The 19978-nt window shown below is 54.8% G+C and carries 17 protein-coding genes; 5 read left to right on the plus strand and 12 right to left on the minus strand.

Translation table 11 applies throughout. The features are described from left to right. Positions 1-94: 94 nt before the first annotated feature. The gene (locus P0D43_RS06555) at positions 95-457 is read left to right on the plus strand and encodes a phage holin family protein (protein WP_201301518.1); all 363 of its coding nucleotides are present in this window, start codon (positions 95-97) and stop codon (positions 455-457) included. Positions 458-460: 3 nt separating this feature from the next. On the opposite strand, the gene P0D43_RS06560 is transcribed toward P0D43_RS06555, so the two are convergent. The 4 genes from P0D43_RS06560 to P0D43_RS06575 all read right to left on the minus strand — a co-directional run bounded on the left by P0D43_RS06560 (position 461) and on the right by P0D43_RS06575 (position 5823). Continuing rightward, entirely contained in the window at positions 461-2416 is a 1956-nt protein-coding gene (locus P0D43_RS06560; protein WP_394673563.1) for a methyl-accepting chemotaxis protein, read from the minus strand. Between the two features lie 94 nt (positions 2417-2510). Continuing rightward, complete coding sequence (locus tag P0D43_RS06565) at positions 2511-3248, minus strand: TSUP family transporter (RefSeq protein WP_394673564.1); 738 nt, start codon at positions 3246-3248, stop codon at positions 2511-2513. Continuing rightward, positions 3245-3631 carry a hypothetical protein gene (locus P0D43_RS06570; RefSeq protein ID WP_394673565.1) on the minus strand — a complete coding sequence of 129 codons (387 nt, stop codon included), beginning with the start codon at positions 3629-3631 and terminating at the stop codon, positions 3245-3247. The genes P0D43_RS06565 and P0D43_RS06570 overlap by 4 nt, the downstream gene beginning before the upstream one ends. After that, positions 3628-5823: a peptidase M19 gene (locus tag P0D43_RS06575; protein WP_394673566.1), complete on the minus strand. Its 2196-nt coding sequence runs from the start codon at positions 5821-5823 to the stop codon at positions 3628-3630. Before P0D43_RS06575 ends, P0D43_RS06570 begins: the two co-directional genes overlap by 4 nt. Positions 5824-6005: 182 nt before the next feature. Between P0D43_RS06575 and P0D43_RS06580 the strand changes: the two genes are divergently transcribed. Next, positions 6006-7052, plus strand: coding sequence for an HD domain-containing phosphohydrolase (locus P0D43_RS06580; protein ID WP_341237486.1), 1047 nt, complete (start codon positions 6006-6008; stop codon positions 7050-7052). A gap of 538 nt (positions 7053-7590) precedes the next feature. Here the strand turns inward: P0D43_RS06580 and P0D43_RS06585 are convergent. From P0D43_RS06585 to P0D43_RS06595, 3 genes are read right to left on the minus strand one after another with little or no spacing between them, the layout of a single operon-like run. Next, a complete protein-coding gene (locus P0D43_RS06585; protein WP_394673567.1) occupies positions 7591-8577 on the minus strand; it encodes a quinone oxidoreductase family protein in 987 nt (328 codons plus the stop codon). Beyond that, positions 8574-9494: a DMT family transporter gene (locus tag P0D43_RS06590; RefSeq protein ID WP_159572787.1), complete on the minus strand. Its 921-nt coding sequence runs from the start codon at positions 9492-9494 to the stop codon at positions 8574-8576. Before P0D43_RS06590 ends, P0D43_RS06585 begins: the two co-directional genes overlap by 4 nt. Positions 9495-9530: 36 nt before the next feature. After that, positions 9531-10394, minus strand: a complete 864-nt coding sequence (locus tag P0D43_RS06595) for an NAD(P)-dependent oxidoreductase (RefSeq protein WP_159572789.1) — start codon at positions 10392-10394, stop codon at positions 9531-9533. A gap of 131 nt (positions 10395-10525) precedes the next feature. On the opposite strand from P0D43_RS06595, the gene P0D43_RS06600 reads away from it, so the two are divergent. Further along, positions 10526-10981 (plus strand): YaiI/YqxD family protein, encoded by a 456-nt coding sequence (locus P0D43_RS06600; RefSeq protein WP_159572791.1) that lies wholly within the window; start codon positions 10526-10528, stop codon positions 10979-10981. On the opposite strand, the gene P0D43_RS06605 is transcribed toward P0D43_RS06600, so the two are convergent. The 5 genes from P0D43_RS06605 to doeB2 are packed head-to-tail and all read right to left on the minus strand — an operon-like array spanning position 10978 to position 16408. Then, entirely contained in the window at positions 10978-11295 is a 318-nt protein-coding gene (locus P0D43_RS06605) for an EthD family reductase (protein WP_159572793.1), read from the minus strand. The genes P0D43_RS06600 and P0D43_RS06605 overlap by 4 nt on opposite strands. A 24-nt stretch (positions 11296-11319) precedes the next feature. Then, on the minus strand, positions 11320-12693 hold the full coding sequence (locus P0D43_RS06610) for an NAD-dependent succinate-semialdehyde dehydrogenase (protein WP_394673568.1): 1374 nt from the start codon (positions 12691-12693) through the stop codon (positions 11320-11322). After that, positions 12690-13946 (minus strand): ectoine hydrolase, encoded by a 1257-nt coding sequence (gene doeA, locus P0D43_RS06615; RefSeq protein ID WP_394673569.1) that lies wholly within the window; start codon positions 13944-13946, stop codon positions 12690-12692. Before doeA ends, P0D43_RS06610 begins: the two co-directional genes overlap by 4 nt. Then, a complete protein-coding gene (locus tag P0D43_RS06620; protein ID WP_394673570.1) occupies positions 13943-15220 on the minus strand; it encodes an aspartate aminotransferase family protein in 1278 nt (425 codons plus the stop codon). Before P0D43_RS06620 ends, doeA begins: the two co-directional genes overlap by 4 nt. Then, the gene (doeB2, locus tag P0D43_RS06625; protein ID WP_394673571.1) at positions 15221-16408 is read right to left on the minus strand and encodes a N(2)-acetyl-L-2,4-diaminobutanoate deacetylase DoeB2; all 1188 of its coding nucleotides are present in this window, start codon (positions 16406-16408) and stop codon (positions 15221-15223) included. 158 nt (positions 16409-16566) lie between these two features. On the opposite strand from doeB2, the gene P0D43_RS06630 reads away from it, so the two are divergent. Together P0D43_RS06630 and alaS are read left to right on the plus strand one after the other, a co-directional pair. Then, a complete protein-coding gene (locus P0D43_RS06630; RefSeq protein WP_341236338.1) occupies positions 16567-17280 on the plus strand; it encodes a glycerophosphodiester phosphodiesterase family protein in 714 nt (237 codons plus the stop codon). A 54-nt stretch (positions 17281-17334) separates the two neighbouring features. After that, a complete protein-coding gene (gene alaS / locus P0D43_RS06635) occupies positions 17335-19971 on the plus strand; it encodes an alanine--tRNA ligase (protein WP_394673572.1) in 2637 nt (878 codons plus the stop codon). Positions 19972-19978: the final 7 nt, after the last annotated feature.

Raw genomic sequence — 19978 nt, forward strand, 5'->3', positions numbered from 1 at the left:
GTTGTTGTTGAATCCGGTTTCTTGAAATGTGTTAGCTTGGCAGCCAAGCAAATTGATTGTACATCACTTGTTTTCTGAACTTGGAGGAATGGATTTGAAACTCTTGCTGAGCTGGGTTTTGCACGCGGTGGCACTGATGGGTGTGGCTTACCTGTTGCCTGGTGTGGTTGTTGAGGGGGTTTGGGCTGCATTGTGGGCCGCACTGATTCTTGGTTTGGTCAACACCATTGTGAAACCGGTGTTGTTAATTTTGACCTTGCCTTTGACTGTGCTGACACTGGGGTTGTTTTACTTCATTTTGAATGGATTGATGTTTTACTGGGTCGGCTCCATTCTTGAAGGTTTCCAGGTAAACGGTTTCTGGTGGGCGGTGCTTGCAGCACTGTTGTACTCGCTTTTTGCAACGTTTTTAAGCTCGATCCTGTTTCAGGAAAAAGTCAGAATCGAGCGCATTTAAGAATCAGGCCTGTTGGGCCAGTTTGAATTTGCCCATGACGGTGTCCATTTGATTCGACAGGCTTTGCAGCTCTGTGATCACCAGGTTCACCTCATGGGCTACCCCTTGGCTTTCCTCCGTCATGCGGGCAATGCGCTCCACTTGCTGAGCGATCAGCGTGGAGGCGGCGCTTTGCTCTTTCAACGCCTCAGTAATTTCGGTAACCGCACGTTCTGCATCGCAGGTGTGGTGGTTGATGGACTCCATTTGCTGATCTGCCCCCATCGAAGACTGTTGGCCTGAACTGATCATCTCGGCCCACCCTGTGACCTGGTCAACCGCTGAGCGCGTTTCATTTTGAATGTCCGAGATCAAAGACGAAATGCTTTTTGTCGACGCGGCTGTTTTCTCAGCCAGCTTGCGTACTTCATCGGCCACTACCGCAAAGCCACGCCCTTGTTCGCCAGCACGTGCTGCTTCAATGGCCGCATTCAGTGCAAGCAAATTGGTTTGATCGGCAATTGCATGAATCACCTGAATAATGCTGGAGATGTTGTCAGACTGATTGCCCAGGTTGTTGATGCTTTGCGCCAGGGTGCCCGAGGCGGTGCCAATTTTTTCCATGGCCTGGCGGGCTTGTTTAACACTTTCCCGACCACTGATTGACGATTGACCCGCCTGATTGGACAGGCCAAGCGCCTGACTGGCGTGGGTATGCACCTGACCAATTGAAACGGTGAGTTCCTCCACCGAGGCGGCAACAGCCGAGGCGGAATCGGTTTGTTCCTGCACACTGATTTTGACTTGTGACGCAGCAGTCACCAAGGTATTGATGGTGTCGGCCATTCGGGTTGAGGCGTCTTTCACCTCGCCCACAAGACTCGTTTGTTTTTGACGAATGTTCTCGAGTGCGGTGCGAATTTTGCTGATTTCATTGCTGCCATGGCTTTCAATGGATTTGGACAGATCGCCCATGCCGATGATTTTTGCATGCGCAAGAATTTGGGCAATTTCGGTGTTGGTGTCTTTGAACACCACATAACCCAGCGCGAATGCCAACAACAGCACAGCCAGTGAACCCGCACCCGCCTTAATCAAAGTGCCTTGTATGCCCGAGATCCGGTCAGTCAAATCGGCCTGCAAGGTTTTGTTCAGGCTTTGGCTGAGCTGAAAGCCAGTGTTGACCGCTTCGCCAAGCAAGCGAACCGTGTCGGCCTGGCCAGTTATGCTGTCGTAGTTCAGGTCTTTGGCAGATTGCTCTTTGGCCCAGCCCGAGATGGTGTCGATGCGCTGATCAATGGTGTCGATCTGTGCGCGTGTCTCGCTGGTGATTGCACCACCTGCGGCAGCAGATTTTTCGGTGGCTTCGCGAATTTCATCCATGGCCCGGCCCAAGGTGCCAAGCCGGGACTGAACAAAGCTCAAGCTGGCTGCCGGGTCAGTGCCGGGGTTGCGCAAGCGGCCCTGCAACTCGGACAGGTACTCGATGACACGTGGCAGTTGGAATGCCATGGGGCTCATCATGTAGTAGCTGGGCAGGAAAGGGTCTAGCGTCAGTTCGCTTTCATCGGCCAGTTGACGCACCAGGGTGACCATTTGATTGCCCAGTTCTTCCGATTGGGCCTCGCTGGCGTTCTGGTTCAAGGCCTGTGGCAACAGAGTTGCAACCTGATCCAGGTTGCTGGCTGTGATTGGCCAATTGTCCGGCAATTCTGCTTTTGCAGCTTTGATCGATGCGCTTAGTTCGCCCGCTGCCCCGGATTGGCTTTGCGCACGATCCAGCAGAATTTTTTGCATCAGTGGATTCATCTTTTCCAGAAAAACCGTGCCCCGTAGCTCGTTCTCGGAAGAACTGATCAGTGTGTTGATTTGGGCGTACATTTGCTGAAACAGAAAGCCGAATGCCAGCAACAGTGGCAGCGCGATGATGGCGCATTTTTTGGGCAGGGTCAGCGAGTCAAGAATAGTTTTGAATACCATGGGGCAACCTTCAGGGGCGGTGAATCGTGTTCAGCCTTTAGTGTGAAACACAACGAGCCGCTTGATATCCCTGTTGAATGGGAACCCGAAATGGTTAGGTGCCGCTTGCCAGAAGGGTGCTGATGCCTTGCCACATCAAACGAATTGCCAATGCGGTGAGCAGCCAGTTCAGCATAACGGTGAATTTTTCTTCCGGTACGCGGGCCAGTAACCTGGCCCCTACCAGGTTGCCTGCCAGCGTTGCCATGCCAATGCCCAGTAACAATGGCCAGTACTGCACCAAACTTATATTCAGGCTGGAAAACGCAATGACCTTGATGCCATGTTGAATGACCATGGCCATGCCGTGCGTACCCACAATGACTTGCCGTTCCCGGGCAGACTTCGGAAGTACCGACATCACCAGTGGCCCTGTGGCACCCAACACCAAACTAAGGCCCGTGGTAATTCCCCCAGATACAGCGGCAGGCCAGTTTGCCAGCCGCAACCACGCGCTTTTCCAGGTTGCCAGCACAATGAACGCGCCCAGTATTACCTGGCCCAGCGCAACAGGCATGTACAGTGCAAGCGGAGTGATCAATGCGCCGCCAACGATTGAGCCCAGCAAGAATGGTTTGATATAAGCCCAGTTGATGAATTTGCGTTGTACCAACACCCGGTTGGTATTGGACATGAGTTGAGCCGCGCCGTGCAAGGGTATGAGCAGGGCGGGGGGCACCAGCTGTGCCATAAGCGCCAACAAAACCACCCCGCCACCAATGCCCATGGCGGCTGTGATGCTGGAGGTGATGAATGCGGCAAGGCTAATCAGCACCACCAGGGCCAGGGTCATGGTGTGACTTCGATGCTGCCGATTGTGGTGCCGGAAAGATCAAGCTCGATGGCGTGGGTGCCCAGCGAATTGGCTGCAATGCTGACCAGCGTGGTTTGATTGCCGGGCAGCGCGACCCGAGCATCAAGCCCCTCAACAATCAGTGAGTCAGTTTGGTTGCTGTGCACCAAAAACTGGATGGACTGCCCCTTGCGAACCGTGGTGTTGAATGTGCCGGTGGTCAGGCTTCCATTCACAATCGAGAGTGACTCAAGTGCCTGTGCGGCGCCACCTTGAGTCGGGTTGCCAGTGGGGGCGTCGGGGGGCAATGATTGTACGTAGAGGTATGCCCCAGCCAGCGTGGCGCTGGCCAGGCCAAGATACACAAGTGCTCGTTTGTTCATGGATTGATTCGAGTTCGCTTTGCCGTTGTTCGTTCCCACATTTGAATATACACCTCGGCAGAATTGTAGAGTGCCTTCAAGGCCTCGTTGCCACCCTCAAGTCTCAATTCTTCAACCCAGTCGGCCTTCAGGCCATAGTGCGCCTGCCCTTCGGTGTTGGCATCGAACGCGCGCTCGCCACTGGTTTGTTTCTCAAACTTCACCGGGCTCACGTTGGTGTTGAATACGCCTGCCCAGTCGGGCCCCTGGAACAGGGTGAAGGGGTAGGTGATTTGTGGTCGATCTGCAGCCCGTGGGCCCGCTTGGGCACCCAGACCATTGGTGTCGGCACCAAAACCCATGGCGAAATCATGTTGCTGGCTTTTTAGCGGGGCAATCACTTTCAGGTCTTCGGCCCAGCTTTGTGCGTTGCCTTGATAGGGATAAATAATGCCGCCCGCAGCCAGAATTTTTCGACCCTGTTCGCGGGTAATGCCACCATGTGCGCCATGCGTGGACACCAGTGGATACTTGGGCTGCTTGCGGTCTGCCATGTCGATCAAGTCACCCTTGATGCTCAGTTCCATGTGATCCACTTCAATGATGATGCCTTTCTCCACCAATCGCTTGAAGGCGTACTTGCCAAGCTCGGTGAGTCCGCGGCGATTACACTGGCGCTGGTCCTCACCCGTGGGGTAAATGGGGGCCACACCTGGGTTGTTGGCGATCAATGCCTGGGTTACAGGATCGTTGCCCAAGCCCGGGAGTGATGTCATGACTGCGCCGGGCTGACGCAAAATGTAGTCGGTGTAGTTGTTTTCACCGCCGGGGCAATCGTAGGTTTGCCAGAAGGCGCCAGTGTCAACAAAATTACCCACGTTCAGCACGGCACCATCAAAAATGCCGTTGCCGCCAAATGCGTTGTCAAATTCATGAATGGGGAACATTTGGCGCACGCCGAGCGCATGCAGGCGGTCGAGTTGTTTGTCGATCTCGGCTTCGTCACACAGGTTTTGGCCAAACTTGATTCCACAGTTGAACAGGTGCGAAATTTCAATGCCCAGTACCACGGCCAGCTTGCCGTCGTTGATGACTCGTCGCGCCTCTGCCGGGCTGGTCACAATGCGGAACCACCCTTTGCCGGGGCCGCCTTCCTGCGCATCAATGTAGCTTTCAAGCTGTTTGGCATATTCAATTTGGGTCACTGCACTTTCCATTTCATTGCAGTTGGCCAACGGTTTGCCTTTTGTGTTGCGAACCAGGTTGCAAAGCGTTTCGTTTTCAACCAGGTTGGTGACAAAAATACGCAAGCCGGCTTTCCATGCGCGTTCCAGCCACTTGTAATACAAGCCTTCGTGCGTAAGCGCATCGGCTGCAGGCCAGCTGCGGAAAGTAGGCCAACCTTGTGTGTCGTGGCTTGCTTGGGGTGAAAACTTGAACAGGTTGTCGACCAGGTCAAGCCTGCCCATGGGGCCATGGTTTGCCTCGCAACTGCCCAAAGCCTGGGTGACGCCAAACCGGTGATGCGGCGTTCCGTGGTGTGCGCCGCCCAAAAAGGTGGTGGCAGTGATGTGGTTGTGAACGTCGGCAAAACCCTTGACTGCGCGGTTCAGACCCGCACCGGCAAAGGTACGGCCTTCGGTATTGGTTGCAATTTCAGGAAACTCGGCACACCCGGTGGCTTTTACAAACTGAAACAGCGTCTCTTCACTGTTGCCGGCACTTTCTACAGTGCCCAGGCCGTTGCTGAATCCGAGCAGGGCCAGTTTCATGGTGTTTCCCGAGTTGGTCAGCGAGAAACCGCCGCGACCCTTTTCATCTTCCTGAACAGCCCATTCGATTGAATCCGAGAACGCAGTGCTGCTGCCCACCGGAGTACCTGCGGAGTTGCCGACAGCCTGCATCATGGCGTCGTTGCGGTTGTAAATCATGTACTTGCCCAAGGCCGTGGGCTTGAGGAAGAAGGGGGCTGCGTTAACCGCCGTAGATTCCGTGACGCCATAGCTGCCGTCGCTGCTCAGGGCCACAAACTTGTTGTTGGCCAGCGATTGGATTGCGACACACTGGTTTGCAATATTGAATGCAGTGGGCGTTACTTCAACTTCTGTGGGGGTGGTGCGGCTGTCGGTGGTGGTCGCAGCGGTGTCTGACTCGGAACTGCAGGCAGCCAAAGCCGCGCACAGCGCCAATATGCCAAATAGGGCGTGTCTCATGTCTCGTCTTCCCGGGGTCTTTGTGACTCGATTGTTTATACAAATTGATACTGACAATTTGTCATTTCAGATTCAGCAAATGGCACCCCCCATTTAGAGGGGAAAAGGGTTTCAGATTTCTTCAAAGCTTGCCGTTATTCCATTCAAGGAGAATGCGCCGCATTCGCAGGGGAAACAGAATCATGTCAGTTGAACAAGCCACCGATAACCAGCAGTTGATCAAGGAACTAGAGCGCCAGCTGGCGGAGGTTCAGAGCAATGCCAATTCCTTGAGCAAAGAGGTCGAAAGCTTGACGGGGGCGAATTCAACCCTGAATCAACAACTGGAATCGCAGCGTGCTGAAACCCATCAAATGCAGTTGATGCTGGAGCAGATTCAGCGCGAGATGCGCATGCAGTACCTGGCCGCTGTGAAGTCTTTTTCCAATCTGATGGAATTGCGGTCCCCCCAACTTGCAGCGCATGGTTTGCGTGTGGCTGAACTGGCCCGATTGATTGCCAAAGAACTTCACGCCAGTGAGTCGGCATTACAAGATATTTACGTGGCAGCGCTGCTGCATGACATTGGTAAATTGGGCTTGAGTGATGAAACCTTGTTCAAACCGGTGGTAGAGCTGAAAGGCGATGCGCGTGTGGCTTTGATGAAACACCCAATGAAGGCCCAGGCAGCATTTCATGGTTTGTCAGAAATGGTGCATGTGTCCGAGATCATCCGACACCACCATGAGCGCTACGATGGTCAGGGTTTTCCAGATGGTTTGGCGGCAGACGGCATTCCACTGGGAGCGCGCATTTTGGCGGTGGCTGAGGATTACGATGAGTTGCAGCAAGGGTGGCTTGCTTCCAAGGCGTTTGATGAATTACAGGCCCAAACGTTTTTGGTGGGCGCTGCTGGCAAGCGCTACGACCCCAAGGTGATCGAGGTGCTGCCCATCGCCTTGGTGAAATTGAAGGCTGCGGAGAAAGCCAACGAGAAAATTTTGCATGGCGAAGACCTTTACGAAGGCTTGGTGTTGGCGCGTGATTTTGAGGGGCCAGACGGGTTTATGTGGCTGTCCAAAGGGCAGGTGGTGTCCCGCCATTTCATTGGACGGGTTCGGGAGGCGGAACATCAGCATGGTGTGGAACTGAAAATCTACACGGTGAAAACTGCGGGTGCCCGCAATGCGCCTTCCAGTAAAGACGCGCCACTGCAGCCTGCGCAGCAGACAGGGCATGTGGCGCTGTAGTTGACTTTTTCGCTGAACTCGAAGGGTCACCGCTGTTGTGTTTAGCCCACTCGGCATGAGTTATCTGAGCCACATGTCATTGGTGACTTTTGATCTGAACTTGAAGGGTCACCGCTGCCCGAAAACTTGGCATATCGGCTTGTCAGCTTGAGCCTGCACTAAGCCAAGCCCTCCAAAAGTAACGGTCGGGTCTTGGCTTTCGCGCCAGGGCGCGATCGTTTGTCTCGGCGCGCCAAGCCGGCAAGTTTTCTGACTGGTCATCGTGCGACCACTTGCAAGTTCAGCTCCGAGTCACCGCTGGCTCAAAAGCCCAATCGGCGGCGGTGTTTCGATCGCCTCGCCTTCAAGAAAACCTGCCCGTTTGAATTCACCCGCCACGGTCGGCCATTGGCCGGCACCGAGACTCGGCCCGCCTTTTTGCCGAGCGAGGTGAGTCAGGGTGAATTTCAAAAAGGGAAGTACAGGTTTTCAGGCGAGAGATTGAAACCCAAGCCGATCGGGATATCTAAACCAGTATTCCAGCAAGCCAACAGTCCAATCAAGGAATCAGCACCGTGCAACCTGTCGTGCGTCGTCCTTCAAGCTCGGTGTGCGCCTTCACTACATCGGCCAGCGCAAATCGCTGGTTGATTTGAATCTTCACCGCACCACTGGCCACCACACCAAACATTTCAGCCGCACTTTCCAGCATTTCAGCCTTGTCCACGGTGAAAGAGGCAACCGTGGGGCGGGTTAGCACCAATGAACCACGCTCGGCCAGCCATTGCAATGGCACCGGGTCAACCTTGCCGCTGGCATTGCCAAAGCTGATCATCATGCCGCGCGGTTTCAGGCAATTCAGGGAATCCATAAACGTGGCTTTGCCCACGCTGTCGTACACCACGGGAACGCCTTTTCCGTCGGTCAGTTCCTTCACGCGATCAACAATATTTTCTTCGCTTGTAACAATCACTTCTGCGCAACCATTGGCCTTGGCCAACTCTGCTTTTTCGCGCGTGGACACGGTACCGATTACACGGACTCCAAGTGATTTTGCCCATTGTGTTGCAATCGTACCCACGCCACCTGCGGCGGCATGAAACAGAATGGTTTCGTCAGCTTGCACTTTGTACACGCGGCGCAGCAGGTATTGGGCGGTGAAGCCTTTCAGCATCATGGCCGCTGCGGTTTCAAAATCAATGCTGTCTGGAATTTTCATCAATGGGTGTGCGGGCATGTTGCGCACGGTGCAATACGAACCCACAGGGCCCGAGCCATAGGCCACGCGGTCGCCCACTTTCAGGTCAGTCACGCCTTCGCCAACCGCACGCACAATGCCAGCGCCTTCGGTGCCGGGGCAGCACGGCAGGGGTTGTGGGTAAACACCGGTACGCCAATACACTTCGATGTAATTCAGCCCAATTGCCTTGTGTTCAATTTGAACCTCGCCAGCTTTGGGTGGGCCAACCTCGATGTCCTCCATTTTCAGCACATCGGGTGCGCCAGGGTTGTGAAAACGGACAATTTTTGCGGGTGTTGTACTCATGTTGTTACTCCTTTTTTTGCGACTTTCTTCATGCTCAGTAGCGCCACACCCAAAATTACAAGTGCGGTTCCCACAGCATGCCAAACAGTAAATGGTTCTTTTAATATCCAGGTGCCCAGTGCAAGCGTGGCGATTGGGCCAATCATGCCCAGTTGCGACACACGTGGTGCGCCAATCAAGCTGATGGCGGTCATCACGGCAAACACGGGTACAAATGTACAAAAAACCGCATTGACCAGCGACCAACCCCACACTGGCAGTGGTTGTTCAATGATGATGCTCAGCGGTTGCTGAACATTGATTTGTATCAGTATGGCCGCAGCCGACACCAAAGTGGCCATGGCTGTAACCCGAATGGTGCCCAGGCGTTTTAGCAGCCTTTCACCCACAATCAAATAACTGGCGTAACAAATGGCCGAAACAAACACCAGCACCACGCCAAGCGCCGTGTTGTCGCCCACCAGCACCGTTTCGTGACCGTACACCACGGCCAACCCCACATAGCTGAGCGCCATGCACATGAGTTGCCAGGGCTGCGGCCATTGCTGTTTCACAATGCAGGCGATCAGCAACACGATGGATGGGTAGGTGAACAAAATAAGCCGCTCGAGCCCGGCGGTAATGTATTGCAAGCCCATGAAATCGAACAGGCTGGCCAGGTAGTATCCCAACAAGCCTGCAAGGGTAATCAAACCATAGTCTTTGCCTGTCATTTTCACTGCGTTTTTTTCGCGCAGTATCGTGAAAACGAGTGCGCCCAAAAACAGGGGTAGTGACAACAGCATGCGCATGGCCAGCAGTGTGGATGCGTCAACCGGGTAGGCATAAGCCAGTTTGACGACGATTGCCTTGCCAGAAAAAAAGATGGCGCCCAAAAGCGCCAAACCCACGCCCCAAGCCGTGGGTGATCGTTCCAATAAAGCGCGCGTTCGGCTCAAAGCTAACGCGTGCGTTTACAAACGTTTAATCAGGCTGGAGGTGTCCCAACGCTGACCGCCCATGCCCTGGACTTCAGCATAGAACTGGTCCACCAAGGCTGTCACTGGAAGTTGCGAGCCATTGCGTCGCGCTTCCTCCAACACCAGGCTTAAGTCTTTGCGCATCCAGTCCACTGCGAAACCAAAATCAAATTTGCCCTCCACCATGGTTTTTCCACGGTTGTCCATTTGCCAGCTTTGTGCTGCGCCTTTTCCGATTACTTCCAGTGCTTTATTTACATCGAGCCCGGCGTTCATGCCGAATTTCAAGGCCTCGGACAAACCTTGCAGCAAACCGGCGATACACACTTGGTTCACCATTTTGGTGAGCTGCCCACTGCCTGATTCGCCCATTAAAGTGACTGCTTTGGCAAATGCAGCAATTACGTCTTTGGACTGTTCGAAGTCGCCGTGAGTTCCGCCACACATGACAGTAAGTTGACCATTTTCAGCGCCAGCCTGGCCACCAGACACCGGGGCATCGATAAATCCAAAGCCGGCATCTTTGGCTTGGTCGAATAATTCACGGGCAATTTTAGCGCTGGCGGTGGTGTGGTCGATGAACACGGAACCTGGCTTCATGCCGTGGAAGGCACCGTTGATGCCGGTGCAAATTTGGCGCAAGTCATCGTCGTTGCCCACGCAGGCGAATACGAAATCCTGGTTGGCTGCGGCTTTTTCGGGTGTGGTCGCCATTTTTCCGCCGTGCTGTGCCACCCATTTCTCGGCTTTGGCCGAGCTTCGGTTGTACACAGTGACTTCATGACCTGCCTTGGCCAAATGACCTGCCATGGGGTATCCCATTACACCCAAACCCAGAAAAGCTACTTTGAAACCCATATTACCCACCTGAAAAGTTTTAATTCTTGATTGAACTGTATCGGAATAGAACCGGTATTGCGCTTCGGATCATCCCTAGGTTTTGCGATTTGATACGATCGGGACTTATTGCATTTTTGCGTGGTTAAACAATGAAAATCTGGGTCGACGCCGATGCTTGCCCTGTTGCGGTGAAGGAAATTATTTTTCGTGCAGCAGATCGAGCTGGGATTGAAACCACCTTGGTGGCCAATCAGTACATTCGCACGCCACCCTCGAAATTCATCAAAATGCTGCAAGTGCCACGAGGGTTCGATGAGGCCGATGACGAGATTGTGCGCCGCGTAGAGGCTGGCAATTTGGTGATCACCAGTGACATACCGCTGGCGGCCCAACTGGTGGACAAAGGTGCGCAGGTGTTAAGCCCGCGTGGTGAAATGTTTACTGCCGAGAACATCAAGGCTTTGCACACCATGCGCGATTTCATGGACACCATGCGCGCAAGCGGGGTGGACACCGGCGGCCCGCCAGCCTACAGCCAAGCAGACCGGAAAACATTCGCGAGTCAGTTTGACCGAATCATCGCGAAGTTTCCCAAAAACATTTAGCCTTTTTCAACGGTCACTTCACTGATCACAATCACCGGGCTTGCATTGGTGTAGTTGGGAATGTCGCCCATGATTTCCTTCGAATGTGGGCCGAATGCGGCCTGGAATGCTTCCACCGAATCAACCAACAAATGGCCCATGGCCACAAAGGCAGGTGCGTCGCCCGCGCCGCCTGCCAACCCTTTGTCCACGGTGTAGTGGTGCAGGGCCTTGCCCATTTTGCTTTTTACCAAGGGCATGTGTGTGGTTTTGTAATACTCGTGGTCAAAGCTGACGCCTTGCGCATTGGGGTACATCACACTGACTTTAATCATTTTAATTTGTCTCCTCGACTGCCTCTATTTGATCCAGACCTGCTTGGCGTTAACAAACTCGCGGATGCCGTGTGGCCCAAGCTCGCGTCCATAGCCCGATTGCTTAATGCCACCACTGGGCAAACGGGGGTCGGTTTTTACAATGCCATTCACTGCAACTTGCCCGGCCTGTAATTCATTGACTGCGCGCATGGCTTTGCTGGTGCTGGCAGTCCATATACTAGATCCCAAACCATAGTTTGTGTTGTTGGCAATCGCCAAGGCTTCGTCTAAATTTTCAACTGCCATTACTGCCATCACCGGGCCGAAGGTTTCTTCTTCAAACGCACACATGCCCGGTTTCACCCCGGCCAGCAAGGTGGGCGGGTAGTGGTAGCCGGGCGCATCGGGCATTTCTCCGCCCAACAAGCACTTCGCGCCTTCCCCGATCGTTTGCTGAACTTGCCGGTGCAGGTTGTCGCGCAGGTCTTTTCGGGCAATCGGTCCAATGTCGGTTGTTGCATCCAGCGGGTTACCCATTTTCAGTTTTGCAAGGCGCACTTTCAGCAAAGTGGTAAATTCTTCATACACCTTGGCTTCAATCAAAATACGTTTGGCCGCAATACAACTTGGCCCCGCATTGATAATGCGCGACAACACCACAATATCGGCTGCACGCTCAAGGTCGGCATCGGCCAGCACAATACACGGGTCCGACCCACCCAATTCAAGCACCGCTGGTTTGAGTTCCGATGCCGCAGTGGCTGCCACTTTTCTGCCCGCTGCGCTGGAACCGGTAAAGCTGACAGCCATAATTCGGGAATCCCGAATGGCCTGCTCCACATGCTCGGTTCTAACCGGCAAATTCACAACCACACCAGCTGGTGCGCCCGCCTCTTTGAAAATGTCGGCAAGCGCCTGGGCTGTGGCAGGTACATTGGGGTCGTGTTTCATCACGCAGGTGTTGCCCGCCATCAAGGCTGGGGCCAGGTAGCGAAAGGCCAGCCAGGCAGGTGCATTCCACGGCAATATGCCCAACAAGGTGCCCAAGGGCTGGTATTTCACATAGCTTTCAGATGCATCGGATGCGATCCATTCATCGGCCAAATGCTTGCCGGCGTGTTCGGCGTAGTATTCGCAACAGGTGGCGGCCTTCTCTACTTCTGGCCCACCCTCTTTAATCGGCTTGCCCATTTCCAGCGCCATTAATTCGGCCAGCTTGCTTTTGTGTTTGCGCAGTTGCGCGGCCACTGCGTGGAGTACCTTTCCACGCTCAGCATGCGACTTCGCCGACCATGCCGGGAAAGCGGCTGCGGCCAGGCTGATTTGCGCTGTGATTTGTTCGCTTTGCAAGGCGGCGTGTTCGGCGATTTTTTCGCCTGTGAACGGGTTGGTTGAAGTAAGCATGGCAGTGGTCATACAGCTTGGTCCTCCTGCGTGTTGGTGTCAGTGGCGGCTTTTTTCTTGGTGGGTGTTGAGTTCACTGCACTCAGTGTGTGCAGGTTTTTCTCAGGCTTTACGGTGAAATCCCGATCCAGCGAGAAGAAGGATTCACAGCCGTTTTGGGTGATGATGATGCTGTCGGAAATGCCGCAGGTTTTGTCCCCATCGACACCCCACATCCACGGAATGATGTGGAAGGTCATGCCTTCTTCCAGAATGGATGATTCGCCTTGTTTCAGGCTCATGATGTAGCCTTCATCCCAACTGGGCGGGAAAGCAATGCCGATTGAATAACCTGAGCGGGTAATCAGCCGTGCCCCCACATCGTTGTGGGTGATGATGTTGCGAATCATGTTGTCGGCATCAGAAACTGTCATGCCAGGTTGCACAAATTCATGCACCGCATTCAACGCTTCTTTCATGGTTTCTTGGGCCTTGAACATCGAATCGCTGAGCTCGCCCAGCACCACAGTGCGCATCATGGCGGTGTGGTAGCGTCGATAGCAGCCACCTACCTCAAGAAACACATGCTCGCCGGGTTTCACCACGCGGCCTTCCCAGGTGGCGTGGCCTATCATGGTGCGTGGCCCGCTGGTGACATAGGGCATCACAGAGGGGGGTTCGCCCCCGGCTTTGAACATGGCTGAAGAAATGGCTGCACCAATGTCGTTTTCGGTCACACCCGCAGCGCACGCTTCAAGTCCAGCCTTCATGCCAGCTTCAGTGGCATGTGCGGCTTTGCGCATCAGCTCAATTTCAACGGGTGACTTGCGCAGGCGGCCTTGCTCCACAATTCCGAAACAGTCCAGCAGCTTGCCCTTGTTCAAACGGGTGTGTACGAAATCTTGTTGATACGCCGGGAAAAAGTAGCTGTTGCGCTCGTAGCCAATTCGTTTGTCAATCAGTTTGAATTCGCGCAGTGCATCCAGCAGCATTTGAATCGCATCACCGGTGTCCGGGTAGGGTCGTGATTGTTCCACCCAGGTGCGCGCAAACACATTCGATTCTTCCAGCGCACGCGTGATCATGAAGGGTTCATCTTCAAGCGGCACCACCAGTGCCTGAAAAAACGAGTACCCGGTGGTTTGGTAATCCGTCAGGTACATGATGTTTTCCGGGTCGCTGATGACCACCGCATCCAGCCTGCGCTGCGCAATTCGTGTGCGCAATTCCGAGATGCGGCGCTCGTATTCCTCGAAAGGAAAGGTCATGTCATCGCGTTTTCTCATGCAGCCTCCATGGCGCGGTTCACCGCTTTGATCAGGGTGTTCAGGCCTTCTTCAAGATCTGCATCCGGAATGGTCAAGGGCGGAATCAGTTTGATCACCCGCCCGCCGGTGCCGCAGCTGGCAATCATGAGCCCATCTTCAAAACACTGGTTCACAATGGCTTTGGACACTTCTGTACTGCCCACATTCAAGCCCAGAATCATGCCTTTGCCTGTCAACTCAAGCGCAGGGTGGCGGTCTACCAGGCCTTTCATGGCAGCGTGCATCACCTTGGCTTTGCGTTTTACCTCGTTCATCAACGCATTGTTCTCGAAGTAAGTCAGCGCTTCCCGCCCGGCGACGAATGACAGGTTTTGCCCCCGGAATGTGCCTGTGTGTTCGCCCGGTGCCCAGTGTTTGTCAATTTCTGGTTTCACCAGGTTCAGCGCCATGGGTGTGCCCCAGCCGCCAACGCCTTTGGCCAGGCACACAATGTCGGGATCAAGACCCAATTCATCAAAGCTGAAGTAATTGCCGGTGCGGCCACAGCCCACCTGAATGTCGTCAAGTATCAGCAATGCACCCACTTCTTTGGCAAGGGCCTGCAATTGCTGCAACCACTTGGCGCTGGCCACTTTCACACCGCCTTCTGCCTGAATGGTTTCAATCAAGAATGCAGCAGGTGGCGCCACACCGCTGGAGGTGTCGGCATACAGCGCGCGCATGCGCTCAATGCTTTCGTCGCCACAGCCCAAGGTGCAGCCTTTGCACAAAGTTTCACAACCAAAGGCCTGGTGGGTAACGTGTTGAAGTGGCACACCAGCAGCGCCGCGAAAGTAGGCGTTGGCGGTGCAGGCCAGCGAACCCAGTGTCATGCCGTGAAAGCCATGCGAAAACGACACAATTTGTTGGCGGCCAGTAACACGGCGTGCAATTTTCAAAGCCGCCTCAACAGAGTTGGTGCCGGTGGGGCCCATGAACTGCATTTTGTGCGGCATGTTGCGCGGTTTGAGCACCACGTCTTCAAACTTCTCTATGAATGCGCGTTTGGCCACCGTGGCCATGTCCAGGCTGTGGGTTACGCCATTGGATTGAATGTACTCAACCACGGCCTTTTGCATGCGCTCATTGTTGTGACCAAAATTCAGCACACCGGCACCTGCAAAAAAGTCGATGTATTCCTTGCCGCTTTCATCGGTCTGGCGGGCATTCAATGCCTTGTCAAACACCACGGGGTAGGTGCGGCTGTAGCCGCGTACATCGCTTTCTCGTCTCTCGAAAGTTTGCATGGTCATTTACATCACTCCTTCTTGTTGTGTTGATTGGGGTGCGCCTACCAACCGCGCATACAGACGGGTGACTGGCTCAATCAGATCATCATTAAAATCGTAGAACGGGCTGTGGCAGGGGTGGGCACGTTGCTCAGGCACGCCAGCCCCGATCAATGCAAACGCGCCCGGTATTTCTTGCAGGTAGTAGCTGAAATCCTCAGAGGCCATGATCGGTATGGGAATCTGCGTGTCGAGCGAATCGTCGCCATTTTGTTTGCACCACGTTTCCCGCAAATAGCTGGCCTGTTTGGCATGGTTCACAGTCGCGTTGTATCTCGGTTGTATCGCTACTTCGGCGCTTACGCCATGGGCACGCGCAGTGTGCTCGACCACCTCGACAATCAAGGCATTGATCGCGTCACGCGTGGCATTGTCGGGCACGCGAATGCTGCCACCCAGCACAGCCTGCTGCGGAATCACCGTGAATCCACTGGGTGCGTCGAATGAAGTGACGCTGAGCACGGCTGCCTGCTGGGGTGCAAGCCTGCGTGCAACCACCTGTTGCAGTGCCTGCACCATGGCGCTGCCTGCAAGCACAGGGTCTCGGCACAATTCCGGTTGGCTGGCGTGTCCGCCCTGGCCGGTGACAGTTATTTCGAATGTGCCATTTCCACACATCACGATGCCGTCTGGGCACACCATTTTTCCGTACGGGATGGCTGGCCAGTTGTGCCAGCCGTAAATTTCGTCAATGCCTTCCAGTGCGCCATCTTCAATCATGCGCAAGGCACCGTGACCACCTTCCTCGGCGGGTTGAAATATCAGGGTGACAGGCCCTGGCAGCGCGTATTCAACGCTTTTCAGATACCGGGCGGCGGCTACTAGCACCGCGGTGTGCCCGTCATGCCCACAGGCATGCATGCAGCCCATTTGTCGGAAAGCCCAGGTTTTACCGGTTTGCTCATGGATGGGTAGCGCGTCAATGTCGCCGCGCAAGGCAATGTGTGGGCGGCTCGAAGAACTGGCGCCAATATTAAGGCGCGCCAGTGTCCCGGTACCCGCGCAGGGCGTCCATTCAATGTTCATGTCGCTTAGCGCTGTGCGAATTTTCTGCGCAGTGCGTGTTTCCTGCCAGCTCAACTCAGGCTCGCTGTGTAGCTCTCGCCTGAAATCGATGGCCTGGCGAATCGTGTTTTGCCAGAACGCGGACATTGCCCTCCCTGTGCTATTGGGTAGCTCTTTACCGTAACATAAGTAGGGACTTTGCTTAAACCGTTGAAGTTCCGGGATTACCCTTTATAAAGTGAATTAAATTGCTTTGACCAAGCTGAGTCTAGGTCAAGGCCTTGATACCTTTGGATATCTATAAAATGGAATTGTGGGCACACCGCGGTAGCGGAAAAGGTGAACTTGAAAACACCTTGAAAGGTTTTGATATTGCACGAAATGCAGGATTCAAAGCTGTTGAATTTGACGTGATGTTGACCGCCGACGGGGCCCCCATGATTCACCACGACTGGGTAATGGGTCGATGCGCGCGGTCTGTTGACCCGGCCATGGCCGCCACCGATTCACTGACCCGTTTCAACAGCCTTCGGGCCCGCGACCTTCGGCATTACGCCGTGCAAGGCGAACCCATACCCAGCCTTGCGCAAACCATCGAGTTTTGTTTAACCCACGGCATGCGCGCCAATGTGGAATTGAAAGCCACCCACCCCGCCAATGCAATTGCCTTGGGCAAGGCAGTGCGGGCGGCCATTGAGGCCTTGCCGCTTGAGCAACAACAGCACGTTGCCCGGCACTGGGTGTTCTCCAGTTTTTACCACGCCAGCCTGCTGCCTTTGCAGGGGTTCGACATTGCCTTGCTGTACGAACAGCTGCCCGACAATTGGGCGCTGCATGCCGATGCGCTGGGTGCAACTGCCATTCACCTGCACTGGAGCGGGGCTGACCCAACGGCCTTGCGCCGCATACACACCACCGGGCGGGTGGTTCGGGTTTACACCGTGAACGATCCGGAACAGGCGAAAACGCTGCAAGCCTTGGGTATCAAAGGGCTTTTTACCGATCGAATGACCTTATAATCGAGGGTTAAACCAAAAACCGCACGCCGCTTTATTCAGGAAGGTAGCTCCAACATGAAAGTCGCTGATATCCGCGAAAAGTTTCTTGATTTCTTTGCCAGCAAAGGTCACGCCAAAGTGCCTTCCAGCAGCCTGGTGCCGGGCAACGACCCCACCCTGTTGTTTACCAACAGCGGCATGGTGCAGTTCAAAGACGTATTCACTGGCAAAGACAAGCGCCCCTACACCCGTGCCACGTCCAGCCAGCGCTGTGTGCGCGCAGGCGGTAAGCACAATGACCTGGAGAACGTGGGGTATACCGCGCGTCATCACACTTTCTTTGAAATGCTGGGTAACTTTAGTTTTGGCGATTACTTCAAGGAAGACGCCATTCAGTACGCCTGGGAATTGCTGACCACGGTGTACAAGCTGCCTGCCGAGCGTTTGTACGTGACCGTGTACCAAGAAGACGACGAGGCCTACAACATTTGGAACAAGCAAGTGGGTGTGCCCGCCGAGCGAATTATCCGCATTGGTGACAACAAGGGCGCGCGCTATGCATCGGATAACTTCTGGCAAATGGCTGACACCGGCCCTTGCGGCCCCTGTACTGAAATTTTTTATGACCACGGCCCCGAAGTGTGGGGTGGCCCACCCGGAAGCCCTGAAGAAGACGGTGACCGCTACATCGAAGTGTGGAACCTGGTGTTCATGCAGTTCGATCGCAGCGCCGACGGCGTGCTGCACCCGCTACCCAAGCCCTGTGTAGACACAGGCATGGGCCTGGAACGCATTGCGGCCGTGTTGCAGCATGTGCACAGCAACTATGAAATTGACCTGTTCCAAACCCTGATCAAAGCGGCTGCGCGAGAAGTGACAGCACAAGGCCATGCAGTGGAGTTGACCAACAATTCCCTGCGTGTAATCGCTGACCACATTCGTGCCTGTTCATTCCTGGTGGTCGACGGTGTGATTCCCGGCAACGAAGGCCGTGGCTATGTGTTGCGCCGAATCATTCGCCGCGCCATTCGCCACGGTTACAAGCTGGGTTGCCGCAAGCCATTCTTCAATGCAATGGTGCCCGATCTGGTTTCTGAAATGGGCGAAGCCTATCCCGAACTGGCCAAGGCTGCTGCGCAGGTTCAAAGCATTTTGAAGGCCGAAGAAGAGCGCTTCTTCGAGACCATTGAAAACGGCATGGCGATTTTGGATTCTGCGTTGGGCGCCTTGCAAAAGGGCGGCATGCTAGACGGTGAAACTGCATTCAAACTGCACGACACCTACGGCTTTCCGCTGGACCTTACCGCCGATGTGTGTCGCGAGCGTGAAATGAGCGTGGACGAAGCTGCGTTTGATACGGCAATGAACAAGCAAAAACAGCAGGCCCGTGCCGCTGGCAAGTTCAAGATGGACGCCGATTTGGCCTACAGCGGTGTGTCCACCGAATTCAAAGGTTATGAGCAGCTTGAAGTGGCCAATGCCCGTATCACCGCAATTTATGTGAATGGCACTTCGGTGAGCAGCATTGCCGCTGGTCAGCAAGGCATCATCGTGCTGGACCAAACACCTTTCTATGCAGAAAGCGGTGGCCAGGTGGGCGATCAGGGCGAAATTTCCAGTGGTTCAGCCTGCCTGAATTTGTTCCGCGTTGCGGACACCCAAAAAATTCAAGCCAGCGTGTTTGGCCACCACGGTGAATTGGTGACCGGCGAACTGAAAGTGGGCGACGCCGTGGGCGCGCAGGTTGATCACTACCAGCGCAACCGCACCATTCGCAACCACAGCGCCACACACCTTATGCACAAAGCCTTGCGCGAGGTATTGGGTGAACACGTTAGCCAGAAAGGCTCGCTGGTGGACGCCGACAAAACCCGCTTTGACTTTGCGCACCACAGCGCCATGACCCCCGAGCAAATTGCGCAGGTAGAGCGCATTGTGAACGAAGAAATTCTGGCCAATGCCCAAACGCAGGCCCGCGTCATGGACATTGAAAGCGCAAAAAGCGCGGGTGCCATGATGTTGTTTGGCGAGAAGTACGGCGACACCGTGCGTGTGCTCGACATTGGTTCCTCGCGCGAATTGTGCGGCGGAACCCACGTGCAGCGCACGGGTGACATTGGCCTGTTTAAAATTACCAGCGAAAGCGGCGTGGCAGCGGGCATTCGCCGCGTGGAAGCCACCACCGGTTTGGGTGCCATGGAATTTGCCCAGAAAGCACAGGCTCAGGTGGATGCCATTGCGCAAAGCCTGCGCGTGCCTGCAACTGAAGCCACCGCAAAAATTGGCCAGATCATGGACCAGGTGAAAAACCTGGAAAAAGAACTGGACCGTTTGAAAAGCAAGCTGGCAGCCAGCCAGGGCGACGACCTGGCCGGGCAGGCCGTGGATGTAGACGGCGTGAAAGTGCTGGCTGCCAAGCTGGAAGGCGCAGATGTCAAACAGCTGCGTGAAGCGGCCGACAAACTGCGCGACAAACTGGGCAATGCTGCATTGGTGCTGGCCACTGTGCTGGACGGTAAGGTCAGCTTGATCGCCTCGGTCAGCAAAGACGCCACCGCGAAAGTGAAGGCGGGTGACTTGGTCAACTTTGTGGCCCAGCAGGTGGGCGGCAAAGGCGGTGGGCGCCCCGACATGGCACAAGCAGGTGGAACACAGCCTGAGCACCTCGATTCCGCGCTGGCCAGCGTTGTTGAATGGGTGAAGGGCAAATAAGAGGCAA

Source organism: Limnobacter sp. (genome assembly GCF_043511195.1).
GTDB lineage: Bacteria > Pseudomonadota > Gammaproteobacteria > Burkholderiales > Burkholderiaceae_B > Limnobacter.